Here is an 18,538-nt window from a genome sequence, read left to right as displayed (position 1 = left end):
GACCTACTTCGTTGAGCCAACGGCCCGGTCGGTGGCACCAGCAGCGGCCGGTTCTGGAGCGGGCGTTTTGGGCTTGGGCCGTGAGCTCTTGAGATCCCAAGAAGGAAGCCTCTTCAAGAACTTCCATCGGGGCAAAAGTAATGCGGCGATCACGAGCACGGCGGTCACGAGACGCATATCTTGCGGGTCGAGCCCTACCGCCAATGCGCCGTAAATGATGACGCGGTACAGCACGGCACCGAGCACAACCGCGAGTGTCGCTATCCAGATGCGGCTCTGCCCGAACACCGCCTGGCCGAGAATAACCGAGGCGAGGCCGGTGAGAATGAGCCCGACGCCCATCGAGATCTCGGCGAAGCCGTTGTACTGAGCGACGAGCGCACCGCACAGCCCCACGAACCCGTTCGAGATGGCGAGTGTCAAAATCGCGGTCTTGTCGGTTGAAACACCAAATGAGCGGATCATCGGGCCGTTATCGCCCGTCGCCTGAATCGCGAGACCCAGGTCGGTCGAGAGGAACCAGTCGACGATGAACTTCAAGACGAGCACACCGGCAAAAATGCTGATGATGCTGGCCCAAGTGCCGAGCAGGTTGTTATCGCCGAGCGGTGAAAAGACGGTGTTCGTGCGCAGCAGGCCCAGGTTTGAGGTTCCCATGATGCGCAGGTTGATCGACCACAGGGCGATCATCGTGAGAATACCCGCGAGCAGGCCATCAATATGACCCTTCGTGTAGAGCAACCCGGTGATAATGCCAGCCACGAAACCCGCCCCGGCACCAGCAGCCGTCGCGATCACGGGGTTGACCCCGTTGGTGATCAGCATCGCGGCGAGCGCCGCACCGGTCGTGAAACTGCCGTCGACGGTGAGGTCAGGAAAGTTGAGCACGCGAAACGTGAGATACACGCCAAGGGCCATGACACCGTAAATAAGCCCGAGCTCGAGTGCACCAAACATGGGTATTCCTTATAAATAGGGGAGTGCGGGGGCCGTACCGACCCCCGCACAGTGATTATTCGACGATATCAGCCTGGTCGAGAATGCTCTTCGGCAGTTCTACACCCATGCGCTCAGCGGCTCCGGGGTTCACGACATAAGCGTGCTCCTTCGCCACCTCGACCGACATCTCGGCCGGGTCTTCGCCGTCTTTGAGAACGCGAATCGCCATCTCGCCGGTCTGGTAACCGAGCTTGAAGTAGTCGATGCCGACCGTCGCGACGGCACCTCCTTCAACGGTGCCGCTCTCGGCGCCAATGACGGGAATCTGCTTCGCCTCTGCGACCTGCACGAGCGCAGCGATGCCCGCAACGACCATGTTGTCGGTGGGCACGTAAATCGCGTCAACGTCTCCGAGTGACTCGGTCGCCTGCTGAATGTCGTTGGGGGTGGTGACCGTCTTTGAGACGATTTCAATGCCGAGGGGCTTCGCCGCTTCGATGGCTGTATCGACCTGCACCTGAGAGTTAACCTCTCCAGACGCGTAGACGATGCCGACACTCTTCGCGTCGGGAACGATCCGTTGAATGAGCTCGAGCTGCTTGTCGATCGGCGCGAGGTCGCTCGTACCGGTCACGTTGCCGCCCGGCTTCGCGTTCGTTTCGACGAGCTTCGCCTCTTCGGCGTCGGTCACAGCGGTGAAGAGTACCGGAACGTCGGCAAGTGCCTGTGCCGAGGCCTGCGCCGAAGGCGTTGCGACGGCGAGCACGAGGTCTGGCTTCTTTGAAGCAAAACCCTGAGCGATGGTCACGGCCGTGGCCTGTTCACCGTTCGCATTTTTCTCTTCGAAGGTGACATCGATGTCAGCGTCTTCGAAGGCCTTCTTAAAGCCGGCGGTCGCCGCGTCAAGTGCTCCGTGCTGCACAAACTGGTTAATCCCGATCGTAAACTTGGCGTCGTCGCCTGAGTTTGCCGGTTTTTCGGCTGATGAGCAGCCGACAAGCGCGAGAGCGCCCGCAGCCGCGAGGGCAATGCCCGCGAGTACTTGACGTTTCATGCTGTACGTCCTTCCGCAATGAAGCTTACGTGTGTAAGGCGCTGCCCCATTGGTAGCGCCAAATTCATTCTGCCAGAACCGCACCTCTCCCGCGGCATGAGCGGGCAGTAGACACCTCACGAATTGATCACGTAACGTGTCGGCCAGGCGCCCGAACCAGCGATGTTCGCCACGTGTCGGCTTCATAACAACCCGGTATCGATCGTGATCCGCTACGCGCAAGCATGAGGGCAACCATTGATATCGGCGAGAAAACACGTAGTGTCGAAGGTGGGGTTCGCGGTCACAATCGGCGTGCCCCGCCCGAACAGCTCTGCGAGCAACAAGGAGGTTCGTACGCATGAGCACTACCATTTCTCGCCCACCCGCAGCGGTAGACGCCGCTGTTGCCGAGGCTGAGTCGAGGCGCTGGACGCCCTTCAAAATTATTCTGTGGATCATCATTGCGCTCGTTGGTGGTGTCGCCTGGTCGATGCTCGCCTTTCACCGCGGTGAAACCATCAATGCAATCTGGTTCGTCTTTGCCGCGCTGGCCACCTATTTCATCGCCTATCGCTTCTACTCGAAGTACATTGAACGGCGCATCGCAAAGCCAGACGATACTCGCGCGACGCCCGCCGAGTACAACAACAACGGGCGCGACTTCGTACCGACCGAGCGGCGCGTGCTCTTCGGCCACCACTTCGCGGCGATCGCCGGAGCAGGCCCCCTCGTAGGCCCCGTATTGGCCGCCCAGATGGGCTATCTGCCCGGCACGATCTGGATCATCGTGGGCGTCGTGCTCGCCGGCGCGGTGCAAGACTACCTCGTCATGTTCTTCTCGATGCGCCGCGGCGGCAGGTCGCTTGGCCAGATGGCTCGCGAAGAGCTCGGCGTGATCGGCGGCACCGCTGCCCTCATCGCGACGCTCACCATCATGATCATCATCGTCGCGATTCTCGCCCTCGTCGTGGTCAACGCCCTCGGCGAATCAGCGTGGGGCGTGTATTCGGTCGCGCTCACGATTCCGATCGCCCTCTTTATGGGTATCTACCTGCGCTTCATTCGCCCCGGCAAGGTGCTCGAGATCTCGATCATCGGCTTCGCACTGCTCATGTTTGCGATCGTCTCGGGACGCTGGGTGGCGGAGTCAGGCTTCGGCGAGGTACTGCACCTCGACCGCACAACGATCGCCTGGAGCATTATTGTCTACGGTTTCATTGCCGCGGTGTTGCCCGTGTGGCTCTTGCTCGCGCCGCGTGACTACCTGTCAACGTTCATGAAGATCGGCGTGATCGTCTTACTCGCGGTCGCGATCGTTTTCGTGCAGCCCCACATCACGGCGCCGGCGTTCAGCGAGTTCGCGACGAGATCTGACGGCCCGGTCGTGTCGGGCTCGCTCTTTCCGTTCCTGTTCGTCACGATCGCGTGCGGCGCCCTATCAGGCTTTCACGCGCTCATCTCATCTGGCACGACCCCGAAGCTCGTCGAGAAAGAGAAGCAGACGCGCTTTCTCGGCTACGGCGGCATGCTCATGGAGTCGTTCGTTGCGATCATGGCGCTCGTTGCCGCGGTCTCGATTGACCAGGGCATCTACTTCGCTATGAACGTTCCGGCGGCCGCAACCGGCGGAACCGTTGAGGGAGCCGTCGCCTTCGTGAACTCGCTTGGGCTCTCTGGCGTGAACCTCGACGCCTCAACGCTCACCGAACTCGCAAACAACATTGGTGAAGAGTCGGTCGTGTCGCGAACGGGCGGCGCCCCAACGCTCGCCGTCGGTATCGCCCACATCATGCACCAGTGGTTTGGCGGCACCGCGATGATGGGCTTCTGGTACCACTTCGCGATCATGTTTGAGGCACTGTTCATTCTCACGGCGGTCGATGCCGGAACCCGCGTTGCACGCTTCATGCTGCAAGACGCGATCGGCAACTTCGTGCCGAAGTTCAAGGACACGTCGTGGACCTTTGGGGCATGGCTCTGCACCGCGCTCATGGTCGCGGGCTGGGGCTACATTCTCATCCTCGGCGTAACCGACCCTCTCGGCGGCATCAACACGTTCTTCCCGCTGTTTGGCATCTCGAACCAGTTGCTCGCAGCCATCGCGCTCGCGATCGTCATGACGATCGTCGCAAAGCGCGGCAACTTTAAGCATCTGTGGGTTGTCATTGTGCCGCTCGCTTTTGCCGTCGTCGTGACCTTTGTCGCAAGCTGGCAGAAGATTTTCTCGAGCGACCCGAAGGTCGGCTATTTTGCGAACCACAACGCGTTTAAGGCGGCCCTCGCCGACGGCCAGACAAGCTTTGGCGCGGCCGGCGATGTCGCGGCTATGCAGGCGGTCGTGCGCAACACGGGCGTGCAGGGGTGGCTCTCGGTCATCTTCCTCGTGCTCTCGATCATCGTCATCGTGGCAGCGGTGGTTGCTTGCATCAAGGCCTACCGCAATGGTGGCGGCGAGAACACCGAAGACCCTCGCGTCGAGTCGAAGATCTTCGCCCCGGCCGGTTTCCTCGCGACCCCGGCCGAGAAAGCGCTCGAGGCTGACTGGAAGGCCTATCACGAGGCCACACAGCAGGCCGGTGCGCAGCCCGGCCCCATGCGCGGCGAGGGGAGCACACCGTGACGAGGCTTCGCACGTTGGCCTTGAGCCTTGGCCGCTACCTCAACGGCGTGCTGGGCGGCGACAAGTACACGACATACCTGCGCCACCACGCGAGCACCCACCCAGAAGCAGCACCCATGAGTGAGCGCGAATTCTGGCGTGATTACCGCGACTGGCAAGAGCGCAACCCGCAGGGGCGCTGCTGCTAAGCAGTACCGGGCGGGCCGAGCGGGGTTACTCGTTCGACCCGCCCTTTGCGTTCCAGAGCTCTGGGTACGCGGCACCGAGGCTCGTCACCATGCGACGCAGCGCGGGAAGCGACAGCCCGATCACGCACGACGGCGCCCCCTCGATGCGCTCGATGAACGCCCCCGCGAGCCCGTCAATCGCGAAGCCACCGGCCAATTCGAGCGGTTCTCCGGTGGCGACGTAAGCCGCGAGCTCTTCGTCGTTCACATCGGCCGCGAGGGTCACCGTCGCGGTATCGACCTCGCCGACGGCAGCGTGGCGTTTGCCACCGCGGTGATCGATGAGCCAGTGCCCCGAGTGCAGCACACCCGTGCGGCCGCGGTGCGCTTTCGAACGTTCAAGCGCAACCTCGGGCAGGTGCGGCTTGCCGAGGGTCTCGCCGTCGAGCAAAAACGCAGAGTCGCCACCGAGAATGAGGCCGTCGAGCTCGGGGCCGTGCCTTCTCGCCACGTCTTCGGCCTTCAGCATTCCGAGGTACTCGACCATCTCGGCAGCCGTCATGGCTCGGCCCAGCGCCGCTTCGCGGGCAGCGACCTCGGCCTCCTCGTCGACCTCTGGCGAGTAACACACCGGCTCGATGCCTGCGGCGCGCAACACCGAGAGTCTGGCGGGTGACGTCGAAGCAAGAATAAGTCTCATGCAGCCATCGTACGCACTGAATGGGGTGACAGGGCGGCCTGCACGGCCCAGCGCACCGAGTTTTACACAACGTTCAGCGATGTGCGCCGCGATTCCTGGGAGAATGGAACCATGACAGAGCACGAGAGCACCCTTTCCGTTGGTGACGAAATAGAACTTGAGGTCACCGGCATCGCACACGGCGGCATTAGCGTGGCGAGGCACGAGGGGCGCGTCGTCTTCGTTTCTGACGCGATTCCGGGCGAGACCGTCACCGCACGCGTCACCGAGGCCCGCAAGAAGAAGTTTGCGCGGGCGAGCGTTACGAACGTCGTCGAGGCGTCTGCCGACCGTGTCGCGCACATCTGGGCAGAGGCCGGGGTCGATCGCGATCCCGATGAGCGCGTGGGCGGCGCCGAGTTTGGCCACATCGCCCTGCCTCGCCAGCGGGCTCTCAAAGAAGACGTGCTCACCGACGCCATGCTCCGTTTCGGCAAGATCGAAGCGCGCGCAACGGTCGAGGCGTCCGAGGGCGACGACGAGCTGGGCGGCCTTGGCTGGCGGTCACGCGTGCGCTTGCACGTCGATGAAGAGACCGGCATTGTCGGCCCCTACGCCGCTCGCAGCCGCCGGGTCGTGAACGTCGAAGGGCTGCCGCTCGCGAACGCCGAGATCAACATGATCGCGCCGCTCGGCGAGTACATTCCCGATGCGGCTGCCATTGATGTCGTGGCCCCGAGTAGCGATGACCCTCGCGCACTCATCGTCGACGTTGAGTCGGGCGAGCGCATCGGCGAGAACGATCGTGTCTTCGAGTCGGTCGGCGGCCGCGGCTTCGTCGTGCGCGCCGGCGGCTTCTGGCAGGTGCACCGCGAGGCCCCCGTCACCCTCTTCGAAGCCGTACGCGACGAGATCACCGCTCTTGGCGATCGCTTCGATCCGCTCGCAACAAACCTCGACCTCTATGGCGGCGTCGGCCTACTCGGCGCGGCCATGATCGAGGCCGGTGGCCCACGCGTGAAGGTGACGAGCGTCGAGTCCGACGCAGGCGCAACCGACGACGCGGCCGAGAACCTCTCAGACTTCGTTGGTGCGATGGCCGTCACCGGCAAAGTCGATGCCTACCTGCGCGACGTCATCAAAAACGGCAACGCGTCGTCGCGAGAGCGTATGCGGCAGGCGACCGTCGTGCTCGATCCGCCGCGTTCTGGCGCAGGCAGCCTCGTCACGAAAGCGCTCACCACGCTTGAGCCGCGCAACATCGTGTACGTCGCCTGTGACCCCGTGGCACTCGCCCGCGATACCCAGGCGCTCACAGAGGCAGGCTACGCGCTCACTACGCTGCGCGCCTTCGACCTCTTCCCGCACACCCACCACTTCGAGACCGTGGCAGTGTTCGAACGCTAACGAGACCGCAGCACCAACGACAGAGGGCCGGCACCGCATGACGCGGTGCCGGCCCTCTTCGCTCTATCGCGTCGCCGCTAGTGGTCGACCTCGACGACAAGCACGAGATCGCCAGCCTCAACCGAGCGAGTGCCCGTGAATGCGAGACGGGTGACGGTTCCGGTCACGTTCGCGGTGATCGCGGCCTCCATCTTCATGGCCTCGATCGTCGCGACGGGCTGACCCGCGGCAACCTGATCGCCGACGGCAACGCGCTGCGTGACCGAACCCGCGAAGGGAGCCGCCACGTGCTGCGGGTCAGTTCGATCGGCTTTCTCTGCCAGGGCAACCTCGACCTTGATCGACTCGTCCTTGACATACACCGGACGAACCTGACCGTTGACGCGCACCATAACCGAGCGCACGCCCTTCTCGTCGGCCTCGCCGACCGCCTCAAGGCCCACGAACAGACGCACGCCACGCTCGAGGTCGATCACATGCTCTTCACCCGGGATGAGCCCGTAGAGGTAATCGTTGGTCTCAAGAATCGAGAGATCACCGTATTGGTCGCGTGCGTCGAGGTACTGCTTCGTCGGCGTTGGGAAGAGCAGACGGTTGAGCGCGCGACGGCGCGTGGTGCCAGACTCTGCGAGGGCCTGCTCGTCTTCGGCCGAGACCTCGGCCTCTGAGAGCTTCACCGAGCGCCCCTCAAGCACCTTCGAGCGGAAGGGCTCAGGCCACCCGCCAGGCAGGTCGCCGAGTTCGCCGGCCATGAAGCCAACAACCGAGTCGGGAATGTCGTAGCTGCCGGGGTTCTGCTCGAAGTCGGCAGGGTCGGCGTCGACCGCAACGAGATGCAGCGCGAGATCGCCCACGACCTTCGACGACGGGGTCACCTTGGGCACGCGGCCCAGAATGCGGTTCGCTGCCGCGTACATGTCTTCGATCTTCTCGAAGTGGTCGGCGAGGCCCAGCGCGATCGCCTGCTGGCGCAGGTTCGAGAGCTGGCCACCGGGAATCTCGTGCGTGTAGACACGACCCGTGGGCCCGGGCAGGCCCGACTCGAAGGGTGCGTACATGTTGCGCACCGCATCCCAGTACGGCTCGAGAGCGAGCACGTTGTCGGCGTTCAGTCCCGTGTCACGCTCGGTGTTGGCGAGCGCCGCGACGAGGGCCGATAGCGAAGGCTGGCTCGTGCCGCCCGAAAGCGGTGCGCTCGCAACGTCAACCGCGTCGACGCCAGCGGCCGAGGCAGCGAGCAGGGTCGCGAGCTGGCCGCCGGGGGTGTCGTGCGTGTGCAGGTGCACTGGCAGGTCGAAGCGCTCACGCAGCGCGGTGACGAGCTTCGTGGCAGCGGCTGGGCGCAAGAGGCCAGCCATGTCTTTGATCGCGAGCACGTGTGCGCCAGCGTCAACGATCTGCTCTGCAAGCTTCAGGTAGTAATCGAGCGTGTACAGGTCTTCAGCCGGGTCAAGCAGGTTGCCGGTGTAGCACAGCGCCACCTCGGCGACCGTGTTGCCGGTCTCGCGCACCGCGTCAATCGCGACGCGCATCTGTTCGACATCGTTCAGTGCATCAAAGATACGGAAGATATCAACGCCGGTCTCTGCCGCCTCTTGCACGAAGGCGCGGGCAACCTTGGCCGGGTATGGCGTGTAACCGACCGTGTTCTGGCCGCGCAACAGCATCTGGACCGCGATATTTGGCATTTCTTCGCGGATCTTTGCGAGTCGCTCCCAGGGATCCTCTCCCAAGAACCGGAGGGCCACGTCGTACGTCGCGCCGCCCCAGGCCTCGACCGAGAGCAGCTCAGGGGTGAGCATCGCGATGTGGGGGGCCACGGCCGTCAGGTCGCGGGTGCGCACGCGGGTCGCGAGAATCGACTGGTGTGCGTCGCGGAAGGTCGTCTCGGTGACCGCGAGCTCCTTCTGCTCGCGAAGGGCCTTCGCGAAGCCCTCGGGGCCGAGCTGTTCGAGGCGCTGGCGCGAGCCGGGCTGAATGTCGGCGTTCGTGTCGATGATGGGCAGCTTGTCGGCAACCTGCAGGCGCGTCGGGCGTTCACCGTTCGGCTTGTTGACCGTCGTGTTAGCGACGTACTGCAGAATCTTCGAAGCGCGGTCTTGCGGGCGGTTGAGACTCAGCAGCTCGGGGCGCTCTTCAATGAAAGCGGTCGAGACGTCGCCTGCGCGAAACTCTTCGTCGTCGAGCACGGCCATGAGGAACGGGATGTTCGTGGCGACGCCGCGAATGCGGAACTCGGCGAGGGCGCGGCGCTGGCGGGTGACCGCCTGCTGGTAGTCGCGGCCGCGGCTCGTGAGCTTGGCGAGCATCGAGTCGAAGTGGGGGCTGATTTGTGAGCCGGGGTTGATCGTGCCGCCGTCGAGACGCACGCCGCCGCCGCCCGGTGAGCGGTAGGCGGTGATGCGGCCGAGGTCGGGGCGGAACCCGTCGGCGGGATCTTCGGTCGTGATGCGGCACTGCAGTGCGGCACCGTGCATCTTGATCTTGTCTTGCGTGAGCCCAAGTTCTGCGAGTGATGAGCCAGACGCAATGAGCATCTGCGCCTGCACAAGGTCGATGTCGGTGATCTCTTCGGTCACGGTGTGCTCAACCTGAATGCGCGGGTTCATCTCGATGAACACGTGCTCGCCCTTGCGCTCACCCTCAGTGTCGAGCAAGAACTCGACGGTGCCGGCATTTTCGTAGCCGATCGAGCGTGCGAACGCGACGGCGTCGCGGGTGAGTTCGTCGCGCTTCTCCTGCGAGATGTTGGGAGCGGGTGCGATCTCGACGACCTTCTGGTGGCGGCGCTGCACCGAGCAGTCACGCTCGAAGAGGTGCACCGTCTCGCCCGAGCGATCGGCGAGTACCTGCACCTCGATGTGACGTGGGCGAAGCACCGCCTGCTCGATGAACATGGTGGGGTCGCCGAAGGCGCTGTCGGCCTCACGCATTGCGCTCTCGAGTGCCTCGCGCAGGAGTTCTGGCTTCTCGACGCGACGCATGCCGCGGCCGCCGCCGCCCGCTACCGCCTTTGCGAAGAGCGGGTACCCGATTTCTTCGGCGCCCTTGATGAGCGCCTCAATGTCGGTCGTCGGTGGGGTCGATTTCAAGACCGGAACGCCGGCCTCAATCGCGTGATTCTTTGCCGCAACCTTGTTGCCGGCCATCTCGAGTGCTTCTTTGCTCGGCCCGATGAACGTGATGCCGGCGTCGCGCGCAGCCTCGGCGAGGTGCGGGTTTTCTGAGAGAAAACCGTAGCCCGGGTAAATGGCGTCAGCGCCAGATTCCTTCGCCACGCGAATGATCTCGTCAACGTCGAGGTATGCCCGAACCGGGTGCCCAACCGTACCGATCTGGTACGCCTCGTCAGCCTTTAAGCGGTGAAGCGAGTTCCTGTCTTCATAGGGAAAGACCGCGACCGTGCGCGCCCCCAACTCGTATGCCGCGCGAAATGCCCGAATGGCGATCTCGCCACGGTTCGCTACCAGTACCTTCTTGAACATGTTGTGCCTCTCTGCAACACCAGGTCTTGTGGACCGCTAATGGTTGACCACTGCCTATAGTAGGGGAAAACCTCATAGCGCAAAGACTCGAAGAACCACATTGTTGAAACCATCAATGTTTGTTGTACGGTGTGCCCCACAACCAACAAAAGGGCCCGGCGGCCGCAAAACCGTGCTTCGCCGGGCCCGCAGAAGCCGCTCCTCGGCGACTCGTTTGCGGCGGATCTCGCGGCCCGATCCGCACGCAATATCGAGCGCGCAGACCGAGCCGTGGCACTCACGCGGCGGGCTCTGCGAGCCAGCGCATCATGCGGTACATGAGCTGAGTTGCGCCGGGCATGAAGCCCGAACCGTGGTGGTACGAGGCGTCCATCGTGCTCACGATGAGCTCGCTCTCAAACGTCGCATCGTCGCAGTAGAGCACCGTGTTCGGGTGCCCCGGCAGGGCACGGTAGCCGAGGCCCCACGGGTCGACCTCCTGCGGAGGGTTCGCGACCGGCTCGAGCGAGACGAGGGGCACCGCGGCCTCGGGGTGATCGAGCACGCCGTGGTAGTGCCAGTGCACCGAGCGCTCACTGAGGTAGCGCCACACCGGGTGCTCCTGGTTGCGTGAGCGCCTGCCCACGTCTTCGCCCACGCGCCAGGCCCAGAAGTTCGTTCCGCGAACCGTCTCGGTGGTGCCGGGAAGCCACTCGCCCACCCGGTTCACACCGTCGATGTACACGCGGGTGCCGGGACGGTCGAGAAATTCGAGCACGTGCGGGGTGACCCGTTCAAGCACACTCTCGTGCAGCCGCGATGACACGTAGAGGGCGTCGACCTCGTCGAGCTGGCCGGCTGTGAGGCCAGGCCCATAGAGATCGACGAGATCGTTCGCGATAACCGCGGGGTCTTGCAGCGTCGCCTCGTGAAAGAAGGTTGCCCCGTGAAGAAAGCCGGTGCGCCTCATCGTTCATCTCCTGTCGTCTGGGGCTCGGGGGCCTCGGCAAGGTACGCCCTCGACTGCTCGCCGAGCCTCGTTTCGGCCGAGTCGGTCATCGAAAACGCCGTCAGGTCATTGCCGGCGTGCACGATGACCTCGCCGAGGCCCAGCGGGTAGCTGATGTCAACGGGTAGACGGCCAGGGCCAATGCCCGTGACGATCGTGCTGTGCTCTGGCAAACCGGCGAGATAACCGCGCGCGTAAAAACCCGCGACCCCGATGCGCTCGAGGGTCTCAAACGTGTGATCGCCCGGAACTCCGGTTTGGAAGAGCAACTCGGTGCGGTTGATGTCTCGCCAGATCGGGTGCTCATCGCACGCGGTGAGCCAGAGGTCTCGCGGGGTGTGAAACTCCATCTTGCGAAACTCGGGCTCACCGTCGACGATGCGCAGCACCGGGTGACCGTTCACGAGCATGCGCCCGCCCCCGCGCACCCAGTCACTCAGGAGCGGTCGAAGGGAGGCGAGAAAGCGGCGGTCGCAGCCGCTACTCACGACGAGGCCACGCGTCTCATGGAGATCGAGGTCGGGCAGGTCGTACACGTCGCGAAACGAGTGCTCGCTGGTTGTGCCGGGCCTATTCGGCGCCGGCACATGCCCCGTGAGGGTTACCACTCGGGTCATGATTCGTGGCTTCCTTTCGTCAGCAGGTCGGGCGCCACGACGGTGCGTGGCCCCGCTTCAAATAACACCTCGGCCGTCTTGACCGGGGTCTGGTAGAGCTCGCCCAGGCGTTCGGCCGTGAGCAGCCCCTGGGTCTCGTCAAACCTCACGTCACGATCCATGAGCAGGGTTCGCTCCGAGACGTGCAGCGCGTGCGTCGGATCGTGCGTCGTGAACAGTACGCTCATACCCTCGCTCGCGAGGTCACGCATCACGGTGAGCACGCGGCGCTGGTTGCGCAGGTCGAGCGCGCTCGTCGGCTCGTCGAGAATGAGTAGGCCCGGCTCGCACACGAGCGCCCTGGCCATAAGCACGAGCTGCCGCTGGCCCCCAGAGAGCGCCCGAAAGGGGCGGTCGCCATAATCGGCAAGGCCCACCCGTTCGAGCGCCGCCCAGGCAGCATCACGGTCGCTCGCCGAGGGGCTCGACCACGCACGCACCTTGCGCGCACGCCCCATGACGACCATCTCGTGGGCACTAAACGGATGCTCGGCAGAGTGCGTTTGCGGCACGTAGCCAATCTCGGTTTGCCGCGAAAGGTTACCCTCGCGAGGCTCCCGAACTCCCGCGAGGCAGGTGAGCAGGGTCGTCTTGCCGCGGGCGTTGGGCCCAAGCACGGCGACGATCTCGCCGGGATCCACGGCAAATGTCAGGTCGCGAAAAAGCCAGTCGCCGCCCGGATAATGAAAACCGATGCCGCGCGCAGCGAGTCTCGCTGCACCGGCCTCCTGAGTCAGATTATGCAAGGGTGCGGCCCCCTCTCGTGCGCTGAAGGAGTACCGTCACGAACACCGGCGCACCGATCACCGCGGTGAGAATACCGACGGGCACCTCGACCTCTGAGAGAGTGCGCGCGAGGGTGTCCATGCCGAGCACGTACACGCCACCCAAGAGGGCCGAGGCCGGAATGAGCACGCGGTGGTCGGGCCCAATAATGAGCCTCACGAGATGCGGAATCACGAGACCGACCCAGCCAATCACGCCAGCGACCGCGACCGTCGCCGCGGTCAGCAGGGCAACGGCAACGATGAGCAGCCCGCGCAGCCGCCCGGGATTGAGCCCCAAGGCCTGCGCCTCTTCGTCACCGAGCGAGAGCACGTTGATGCGCCACCTCAGCGCCATGACCAACACGAGCCCCACAAACACGGGCACCGTGAGCAGCAGCAGCTTGCCCCAACTCGCCGACGCGAACGAGCCCATGAGCCAGAACGTGATCGACGGAAGCGTGGTGTACGGATCGGCGAGATACGTCACGAGCGACACGAGGGCGTTGAAGAACGCGGCCACGACAATACCTCCCAGCACGATCGTGAGCACGGGAGAACCGGTGCGGATCTTGCCGAGCGCCATCACGAGCACGGCGGCCAACAGCCCAAACACGAAAGCGCCGCCCATGAGCATCAGCCCTCCGCCGCCAATGAGAATGGCGAGCACTCCTCCGAACGAGGCCGCCGACGAGACGCCAATCACGTCAGGCGAGACGAGCGGGTTGCGGAAGAGCGCCTGCAGCACCGCACCAGAGACCGAGAGAGCCGCACCCACGAGCACCGCGGTGAGCACGCGCGGGGCGCGAATCAGGGTGACGGCGGTGTGAGCCTTGTCATCCCACGTCACCGGAATGCCGGTGAAACCGAGTTCATGCAGCGAAATGCCGATCACGTCTGCGGGCGCGACATACAGGCGACCGAGCCCGAGCGAAACCACGACGAGCACGAGCAAAGCAAGCGCGAGCGCGGCGGTGAACCAGCGGTCACGGCGACCGCCGCGCTCGACGGCCCGGGCAGCGTTCACGCCCGAAGCCGTCGAGCCTGGTGTGCCGGTGTTAGTTACTGACGACATCGTAGTGCGCACTCTGCTCATTGATGTCGGTGCGCAGCACCAAATCAATGTCTTCCTGAGTGAGCTCGTAGTTGTAGAGGAACGAGATCTGCTGCTTCATTTCAGCGGTCAGATCGACCTCGAACTCACCAGGGTAAGCGAGCGCTGCAACCCAGTTCCAGAACAGTGGCGACTCCGCGCTCGGCACCTGCCAGCGGTACACGCCAAGAGGCGCGCGGTAGACGCGCTTGTTCTTCACCGCAGAAACGTTCGCGAAGCGGTCATCAGCGTAGACATCTTCGGGCGTTGCCTCGTCAAAGGCCGAGAGGAAAATGATCTCGGGGTCCCAGTCGAGAATCTGCTCGGCGCTCGCGACGCCCTCAGAAACCTGTGCGTTCTCAGCCACGTTCGTGAGGCCCGTGAGGTCAAAGACGTACTGCGCGTAGTCTGACCCCGTCGACACACCCAGCCCGGTGTCGTTGTACGAGAGGCTCAGCGCGCGCGGCGACTTCGCATCCAGCGACTCGACCTGCTTCGTCACGTCGGCTGCCTCGGTGTGCATCCAATCGATCATCTCGGTAGCACGATCGCTCTTGCCAATGAGATCGCCGAACAACGTGATCCACGTCTCAAGGTCTTCCTGCGTGCCGTACTCGAGACCGACGAGCGGCATGCCAGCGTCTTCGATCGGGGCCGTGAAGTCGTCACCCAAGTAACCCCACTGCACGACGAGGTCTGGGTCGAGCGTCAGAATCTCTTCCATGTTGGGCACGAAGTCGCGCCCCGAGATGACGGGGGTCGTTACCGATTCGGGAAAAATCTTGCTGATGATGCCGAGCTTGTTGGCGTCAAGCAGCGACTGGTTAATGCCGACGATGCGATCCCAAGACCCGTCAACCGCCGCGATAATCGCGGGGGCGGGAATGACAGCTGAGGCGATCGTTTCAGCGGGTGCGTCAAGCGTTACCTCTTTGCCGCGCTGATCGGTCACGGTAATGGCGTCGGCTTTTGTCTCAGCGCTCGCGTCGCCTGTTGGGGCGCTCTGAGAGCACCCTAGCAGCAGGCCTCCGGCGGCTACAGCCGCCGTTACGGTTGTCACGGCACGGGCGAATGACCCTCTTCGCATGATCTTGAACTCCTGTTTATCGAGCGTATGCGGCGGGATCCCCCGACCGCCAAAAGCAAGGGTAGCCTTACCTAAATCACATCTGCTCAATTACCACCGAGCGTCGGTTAGTGCGCTCCTGCCCGCCAGGATTGACGCCGAGTCATCGATGCCTTACGCTAAAGGTCGACCGGTAGACCACTTTGTGGTGAGTGCCGGCACCACACCTGCAACGACGCACAAGGAGGCGCGCATGATCATTGAGATGCGCACGTACGACATCGACCCGGGCATTCCCATGCCAGAATTTCTCGAGGCCTACGAACGCCTGGGCTTACCAACGCAGAAGCGCATACTCGAAGGCTTTCTTGGCTATTTTGTAACCGAGATCGGCACGCAAAACCAAGTGCGCCACTTCTGGGCCTTCACCGATCTCAATGAGCGACAACGCCGACGCGCAGAGCTCGCAGCCGACGCGCAGTGGCAGGAGTGCATCAAGGTCGTGCGGCCCATGATTGCCCGCTGGGACAACACGATCATGAGCCCCACCTCGTTCTCACCAATTCGTGAGCTGCCGGTTGCCCCCGGCGCTCTCGGTGACGAAGGCCCCAACGCGTTCACCTTCGGGCAGGGGGTCGCATCATGAATCTCTACCGACTCATGCAAGAGCGGCTTGCGAGCGATGGCCCGATTCGCGTGGGCGTCATCGGCGCAGGAAAGTTCGCCTCGATGTTCCTCACCCAGGCGGCGGGCCAGCCAGAGTTTCACGTCATCGGGGTAGCAGAGCTCGACCCGGCACGCGCGGCTGATTCGCTCGCGCGAACTGGTTGGAGCGCCGATCGGTTTGGTGAGATGAGCCTCGACGAAGCTCGGGCCTCAGGGCGCACCGCCATTGTCACCAATTCGATGCAGCTCATCGAGAGCCCACACGTCGAAGTGATTCTCGAGGTCACAGGCAACCCGCTCGTCGGCACCCGTCACGCGCTTGCTGCGATCGAGCACGGCAAACACATCATCATGGTCAACGTTGAAGCCGACTGCATGGTTGGCCCTGTGCTCAAAGAGAAGGCCGACGAGGCCGGCGTCGTCTACTCGATGGCCTACGGCGACCAGCCCGCGCTCATCGCCGAGATGGTCGATTGGTGTCGCACGGTAGGCTATGAGGTCGTCGCCGCGGGCAAGGGAACGAAGTACCTGCCAGAGTACGAGCAGTCGACCCCCGAGACCGTGTGGGGCTACTACGGCCTCACCGAAGAACAGGCGCGAGCAGGCGGCATGAACCCGCAAATGTTCAACTCGTTCATCGATGGCACCAAGTCGGCAATCGAAATGGCCGCGGTTGCCAATGCCACCGGTCTCGTGCCCGCAGCCGACGGTCTCACCTTTCCGGCCGTCGACGTCGACGATCTTTCGAAGCGCCTCATTCCGCATAGCGCAGGTGGCCTACTGCCCCACACCGGCACCGTCGAGGTCATCTCAAGCCAGAACAGAGATGGATCAGACGTCGATCGCGACCTGCGCTGGGGCGTGTACGTCACCTTCAAAGCGCGCACCGATTACGCGGCAGCATGCTTCTCAGAGTACGGGGTCATCACCGACGACAGCGGCGAGTACGCTTCGCTCTTCAGGCCGTACCACATGATCGGCATGGAGCTTGGAGTGAGCATTGCCTCGGCCGTGCTGCGTGGTGAGGCAACTGGCGCCCCTGTTGATTTCATTGGTGACGTGATTAGCGTCGCAAAGAAAGACCTCGTGCCGGGCGACGTTCTTGACGGCGAAGGCGGGTACACCGTTCGCGGCGCACTCACCAGCGCCGAGCGTTCACTCGAAGGACGCTGCCTGCCCATGGGGCTCGCGCACGGCGCAACCGTCGTTCGTCCCGTTGCCAAGGGGCAACCGGTGAGCTGGGATGACGTCACGCTTCCCGCCGACACCATCGCTGTTGAGGTTCGTCGCGAGCTTGAGGCCCGCGCCCGCGCCCGCGTGGCGGCTTGATCTGACACCCACGTTTCATCCGTACCCACCCACACCCATTCATCACACCGCTTCACCGTGAAAGGACACTTGTGAACGAGAAACTTCGCGCGAAACTCGCCGCCGGCGAGACCGCTTTCGGTCTCTGGGTTACCTCTGAGGCCTCAGCCGTGACCGAGGTCGCTGGCATGCTCGGCATCGACTGGATCTGCATCGATATGGAGCACGGCTACCTCACGTTCAAAGACATTCAGGGGCACCTGCAGGCGGCCCGCGGCACCGACATGACCGTGCTCGTGCGCCCACCCTCGCAAGACCTCGAACCGATCAAACGCGCCCTCGATGTCGGCGCCCACGGCATCATTCTGCCGCTCGTTGACGACGCCGCCGAGGTGCGCGCCGCATACGACCACTTCTACTACCCACCCCTCGGGCGCCGCGGCATCGGCGGCGAGCGCAGCGTCAAGTGGGGGCTCGACCTCGAGGCCTACGTTCAGAGCGCGAATGACGAGCTCATGTTCATCCCGATGATTGAGACTCAAAAGTCATACGACAACCTCGACGAGATTCTCTCGGTCGAAAAGATCGAGCACATCTTTCTCGGCCCGGGCGACATGTCGGCAAGCCGTGGGGCCGTTGGCGAGTGGGAGGGCCCGGGTGTCACCGAGCTTAACCTCGACATCTTGCGTCGGGCGACCGAGCGCGGCATCAGCTCGGGCATCGTGGCCCGCAACACCGACGAGGCGATCATGCGCCGAGACCAGGGCTTCGGCATGGTGTCGCTCGGCTCAGACATCGGCCTCATGATTCGCCAGATGAAAGAGATGGCGAGCGCCCTCGGCAACGAGACCGTCGGCCACCGCTGGTTTTAACCCGAGCGGATCGACCCGGCTGCGCACGCCCAAACCGAGCGCAGCCGGGTACCATGCTGTAAAGAAAGAGAGGGGCCGAACCGTGCCAACCGTTCATTTTCCGGCGCTTGACGACGCTCGGCACCGCTCCGTCGCCGACATCGTGCAGCACGTCGTGCAGAGCACGGTCGAGCTCGATATGCAGCCCGGCGACAAATTTCCGCCTGAGCGACGCCTCGGCGAATTGCTCGGCGTCGGCCGCTCACCCCTTCGCGAAGCCCTCAAATGCCTCGACATCTTGGGGTTCATTGAGATTCGCCAGGGCGACGGCACCTACCTCGCCTCTGACCCGGGAGCCATGCTCTCGCAGGCTGTCTCGTGGGGCCTCTTGCTCGGCAGTCGCCAGGCAGACGAGCTCATCGAGAGCCGACACTACCTCGAGGTCGCGCTTGCAGAACTCGCAGCGAGTCGCCGTTCGAGTGATGAGCTCGGGCAGCTTGCTGGCTACCTCGCGCAAATGGAGTACGCGGGTTCAACCGAGGCTTTCACGAAAGCCGACACCGAGTTTCACTTCACCGTCGCGAGGGCGGCCCGCAACGAGCCACTCGCTTCAATGCTCGTTGGCATCAAATCGCTGCTCTCGGTGTGGGTAACCCGGGTGGTCGACTCCGAGGTCAGTCGCGAAACACTCTGCGAGCAGCACCGCGCGATCTTCGAAGCCATCAAAGAGGGCGATCCCAACGCCGCCGCTGAAGCCATGTCGGCTCACATCAGCGCCGTGACCGGCTTTCTCAAAGATACGCTCGAATAAGC

The 18,538-nt window shown here is 63.6% G+C and carries 16 protein-coding genes; 7 read left to right on the top strand and 9 right to left on the bottom strand.

The genetic code is table 11. The features are described 5' to 3' along the window. Nucleotides 1–3: 3 nt before the first annotated feature. Both KTJ78_RS11570 and KTJ78_RS11565 read right to left on the bottom strand, forming a co-directional pair. Nucleotides 4–957: an ABC transporter permease gene (locus tag KTJ78_RS11570; protein ID WP_217135935.1), complete on the bottom strand. Its 954-nt coding sequence runs from the start codon at nt 955–957 to the stop codon at nt 4–6. A gap of 55 nt (nt 958–1,012) precedes the next feature. Further along, the gene (locus KTJ78_RS11565) at nt 1,013–1,993 is read right to left on the bottom strand and encodes an ABC transporter substrate-binding protein (RefSeq protein WP_217135933.1); all 981 of its coding nucleotides are present in this window, start codon (nt 1,991–1,993) and stop codon (nt 1,013–1,015) included. A 340-nt stretch (nt 1,994–2,333) separates the two neighbouring features. Between KTJ78_RS11565 and KTJ78_RS11560 the strand changes: the two genes are divergently transcribed. Together KTJ78_RS11560 and KTJ78_RS11555 are read left to right on the top strand one after the other, a co-directional pair. Next, nucleotides 2,334–4,595: a carbon starvation CstA family protein gene (locus tag KTJ78_RS11560; RefSeq protein ID WP_217135931.1), complete on the top strand. Its 2,262-nt coding sequence runs from the start codon at nt 2,334–2,336 to the stop codon at nt 4,593–4,595. Beyond that, nucleotides 4,592–4,783, top strand: a complete 192-nt coding sequence (locus tag KTJ78_RS11555; RefSeq protein WP_217135929.1) for a YbdD/YjiX family protein — start codon at nt 4,592–4,594, stop codon at nt 4,781–4,783. The genes KTJ78_RS11560 and KTJ78_RS11555 overlap by 4 nt, the downstream gene beginning before the upstream one ends. 25 nt (nt 4,784–4,808) lie before the next feature. On the opposite strand, the gene KTJ78_RS11550 is transcribed toward KTJ78_RS11555, so the two are convergent. After that, a complete protein-coding gene (locus KTJ78_RS11550) occupies nt 4,809–5,462 on the bottom strand; it encodes a Maf family protein (RefSeq protein ID WP_217135927.1) in 654 nt (217 codons plus the stop codon). A gap of 111 nt (nt 5,463–5,573) precedes the next feature. Between KTJ78_RS11550 and KTJ78_RS11545 the strand changes: the two genes are divergently transcribed. Next, a complete protein-coding gene (locus KTJ78_RS11545) occupies nt 5,574–6,848 on the top strand; it encodes a class I SAM-dependent RNA methyltransferase (protein WP_217135925.1) in 1,275 nt (424 codons plus the stop codon). Between the two features lie 77 nt (nt 6,849–6,925). On the opposite strand, the gene KTJ78_RS11540 is transcribed toward KTJ78_RS11545, so the two are convergent. From KTJ78_RS11540 to KTJ78_RS11515, 6 genes are all read right to left on the bottom strand, one after another. Continuing rightward, on the bottom strand, nt 6,926–10,333 hold the full coding sequence (locus KTJ78_RS11540; protein WP_217135923.1) for a pyruvate carboxylase: 3,408 nt from the start codon (nt 10,331–10,333) through the stop codon (nt 6,926–6,928). 277 nt (nt 10,334–10,610) lie between these two features. Next, nucleotides 10,611–11,282, bottom strand: a complete 672-nt coding sequence (locus KTJ78_RS11535; RefSeq protein ID WP_217135921.1) for a hypothetical protein — start codon at nt 11,280–11,282, stop codon at nt 10,611–10,613. Continuing rightward, the gene (locus tag KTJ78_RS11530) at nt 11,279–11,938 is read right to left on the bottom strand and encodes a hypothetical protein (protein ID WP_217135919.1); all 660 of its coding nucleotides are present in this window, start codon (nt 11,936–11,938) and stop codon (nt 11,279–11,281) included. Before KTJ78_RS11530 ends, KTJ78_RS11535 begins: the two co-directional genes overlap by 4 nt. After that, nucleotides 11,935–12,723, bottom strand: coding sequence for an ABC transporter ATP-binding protein (locus tag KTJ78_RS11525; RefSeq protein ID WP_217135917.1), 789 nt, complete (start codon nt 12,721–12,723; stop codon nt 11,935–11,937). The genes KTJ78_RS11530 and KTJ78_RS11525 overlap by 4 nt, the downstream gene beginning before the upstream one ends. Continuing rightward, on the bottom strand, nt 12,716–13,816 hold the full coding sequence (locus tag KTJ78_RS11520; protein ID WP_217135915.1) for a FecCD family ABC transporter permease: 1,101 nt from the start codon (nt 13,814–13,816) through the stop codon (nt 12,716–12,718). The genes KTJ78_RS11525 and KTJ78_RS11520 overlap by 8 nt, the downstream gene beginning before the upstream one ends. Then, a complete protein-coding gene (locus tag KTJ78_RS11515; protein WP_217135913.1) occupies nt 13,800–14,921 on the bottom strand; it encodes an ABC transporter substrate-binding protein in 1,122 nt (373 codons plus the stop codon). The genes KTJ78_RS11520 and KTJ78_RS11515 overlap by 17 nt, the downstream gene beginning before the upstream one ends. Before the next feature lie 232 nt (nt 14,922–15,153). Here KTJ78_RS11515 and KTJ78_RS11510 point away from each other — a divergent pair, with 232 nt between their 5' ends. From KTJ78_RS11510 to KTJ78_RS11495, 4 genes are all read left to right on the top strand, one after another. After that, the gene (locus KTJ78_RS11510) at nt 15,154–15,546 is read left to right on the top strand and encodes an NIPSNAP family protein (protein WP_217135912.1); all 393 of its coding nucleotides are present in this window, start codon (nt 15,154–15,156) and stop codon (nt 15,544–15,546) included. After that, nucleotides 15,543–16,895 (top strand): NAD(P)H-dependent oxidoreductase, encoded by a 1,353-nt coding sequence (locus tag KTJ78_RS11505; RefSeq protein WP_217135910.1) that lies wholly within the window; start codon nt 15,543–15,545, stop codon nt 16,893–16,895. The genes KTJ78_RS11510 and KTJ78_RS11505 overlap by 4 nt, the downstream gene beginning before the upstream one ends. 71 nt (nt 16,896–16,966) lie before the next feature. Beyond that, entirely contained in the window at nt 16,967–17,746 is a 780-nt protein-coding gene (locus tag KTJ78_RS11500) for an HpcH/HpaI aldolase family protein (RefSeq protein ID WP_217135908.1), read from the top strand. 82 nt (nt 17,747–17,828) lie between these two features. Beyond that, nucleotides 17,829–18,536, top strand: a complete 708-nt coding sequence (locus KTJ78_RS11495; protein WP_217135906.1) for a FadR/GntR family transcriptional regulator — start codon at nt 17,829–17,831, stop codon at nt 18,534–18,536. The last annotated feature ends 2 nt before the right edge of the window (nt 18,537–18,538 follow it).

The organism is Leucobacter chinensis, assembly GCF_019049105.1.
GTDB classification, from domain to species: Bacteria; Actinomycetota; Actinomycetes; order Actinomycetales; family Microbacteriaceae; genus Leucobacter_A; species Leucobacter_A chinensis.
Note: the sequence above shows the minus strand (reverse complement) of the source record. Positions and strands in the feature narration are given on the sequence as shown.

What these genes read in the sequence shown, in the direction of transcription:
- KTJ78_RS11570 (WP_217135935.1), bottom strand. Translation starts at nt 957, where the DNA reads ATGTTTGGTGCACTCGAGCTCGGGCTTATTTACGGTGTCATGGCCCTT.
- KTJ78_RS11565 (WP_217135933.1), bottom strand. Translation starts at nt 1,993, where the DNA reads ATGAAACGTCAAGTACTCGCGGGCATTGCCCTCGCGGCTGCGGGCGCT.
- KTJ78_RS11560 (WP_217135931.1), top strand. Translation starts at nt 2,334, where the DNA reads ATGAGCACTACCATTTCTCGCCCACCCGCAGCGGTAGACGCCGCTGTT.
- KTJ78_RS11550 (WP_217135927.1), bottom strand. Translation starts at nt 5,462, where the DNA reads ATGAGACTTATTCTTGCTTCGACGTCACCCGCCAGACTCTCGGTGTTG.
- KTJ78_RS11545 (WP_217135925.1), top strand. Translation starts at nt 5,574, where the DNA reads ATGACAGAGCACGAGAGCACCCTTTCCGTTGGTGACGAAATAGAACTT.
- KTJ78_RS11540 (WP_217135923.1), bottom strand. Translation starts at nt 10,333, where the DNA reads ATGTTCAAGAAGGTACTGGTAGCGAACCGTGGCGAGATCGCCATTCGG.
- KTJ78_RS11535 (WP_217135921.1), bottom strand. Translation starts at nt 11,282, where the DNA reads ATGAGGCGCACCGGCTTTCTTCACGGGGCAACCTTCTTTCACGAGGCG.
- KTJ78_RS11530 (WP_217135919.1), bottom strand. Translation starts at nt 11,938, where the DNA reads ATGACCCGAGTGGTAACCCTCACGGGGCATGTGCCGGCGCCGAATAGG.
- KTJ78_RS11520 (WP_217135915.1), bottom strand. Translation starts at nt 13,816, where the DNA reads ATGTCGTCAGTAACTAACACCGGCACACCAGGCTCGACGGCTTCGGGC.
- KTJ78_RS11515 (WP_217135913.1), bottom strand. Translation starts at nt 14,921, where the DNA reads ATGCGAAGAGGGTCATTCGCCCGTGCCGTGACAACCGTAACGGCGGCT.
- KTJ78_RS11510 (WP_217135912.1), top strand. Translation starts at nt 15,154, where the DNA reads ATGATCATTGAGATGCGCACGTACGACATCGACCCGGGCATTCCCATG.
- KTJ78_RS11505 (WP_217135910.1), top strand. Translation starts at nt 15,543, where the DNA reads ATGAATCTCTACCGACTCATGCAAGAGCGGCTTGCGAGCGATGGCCCG.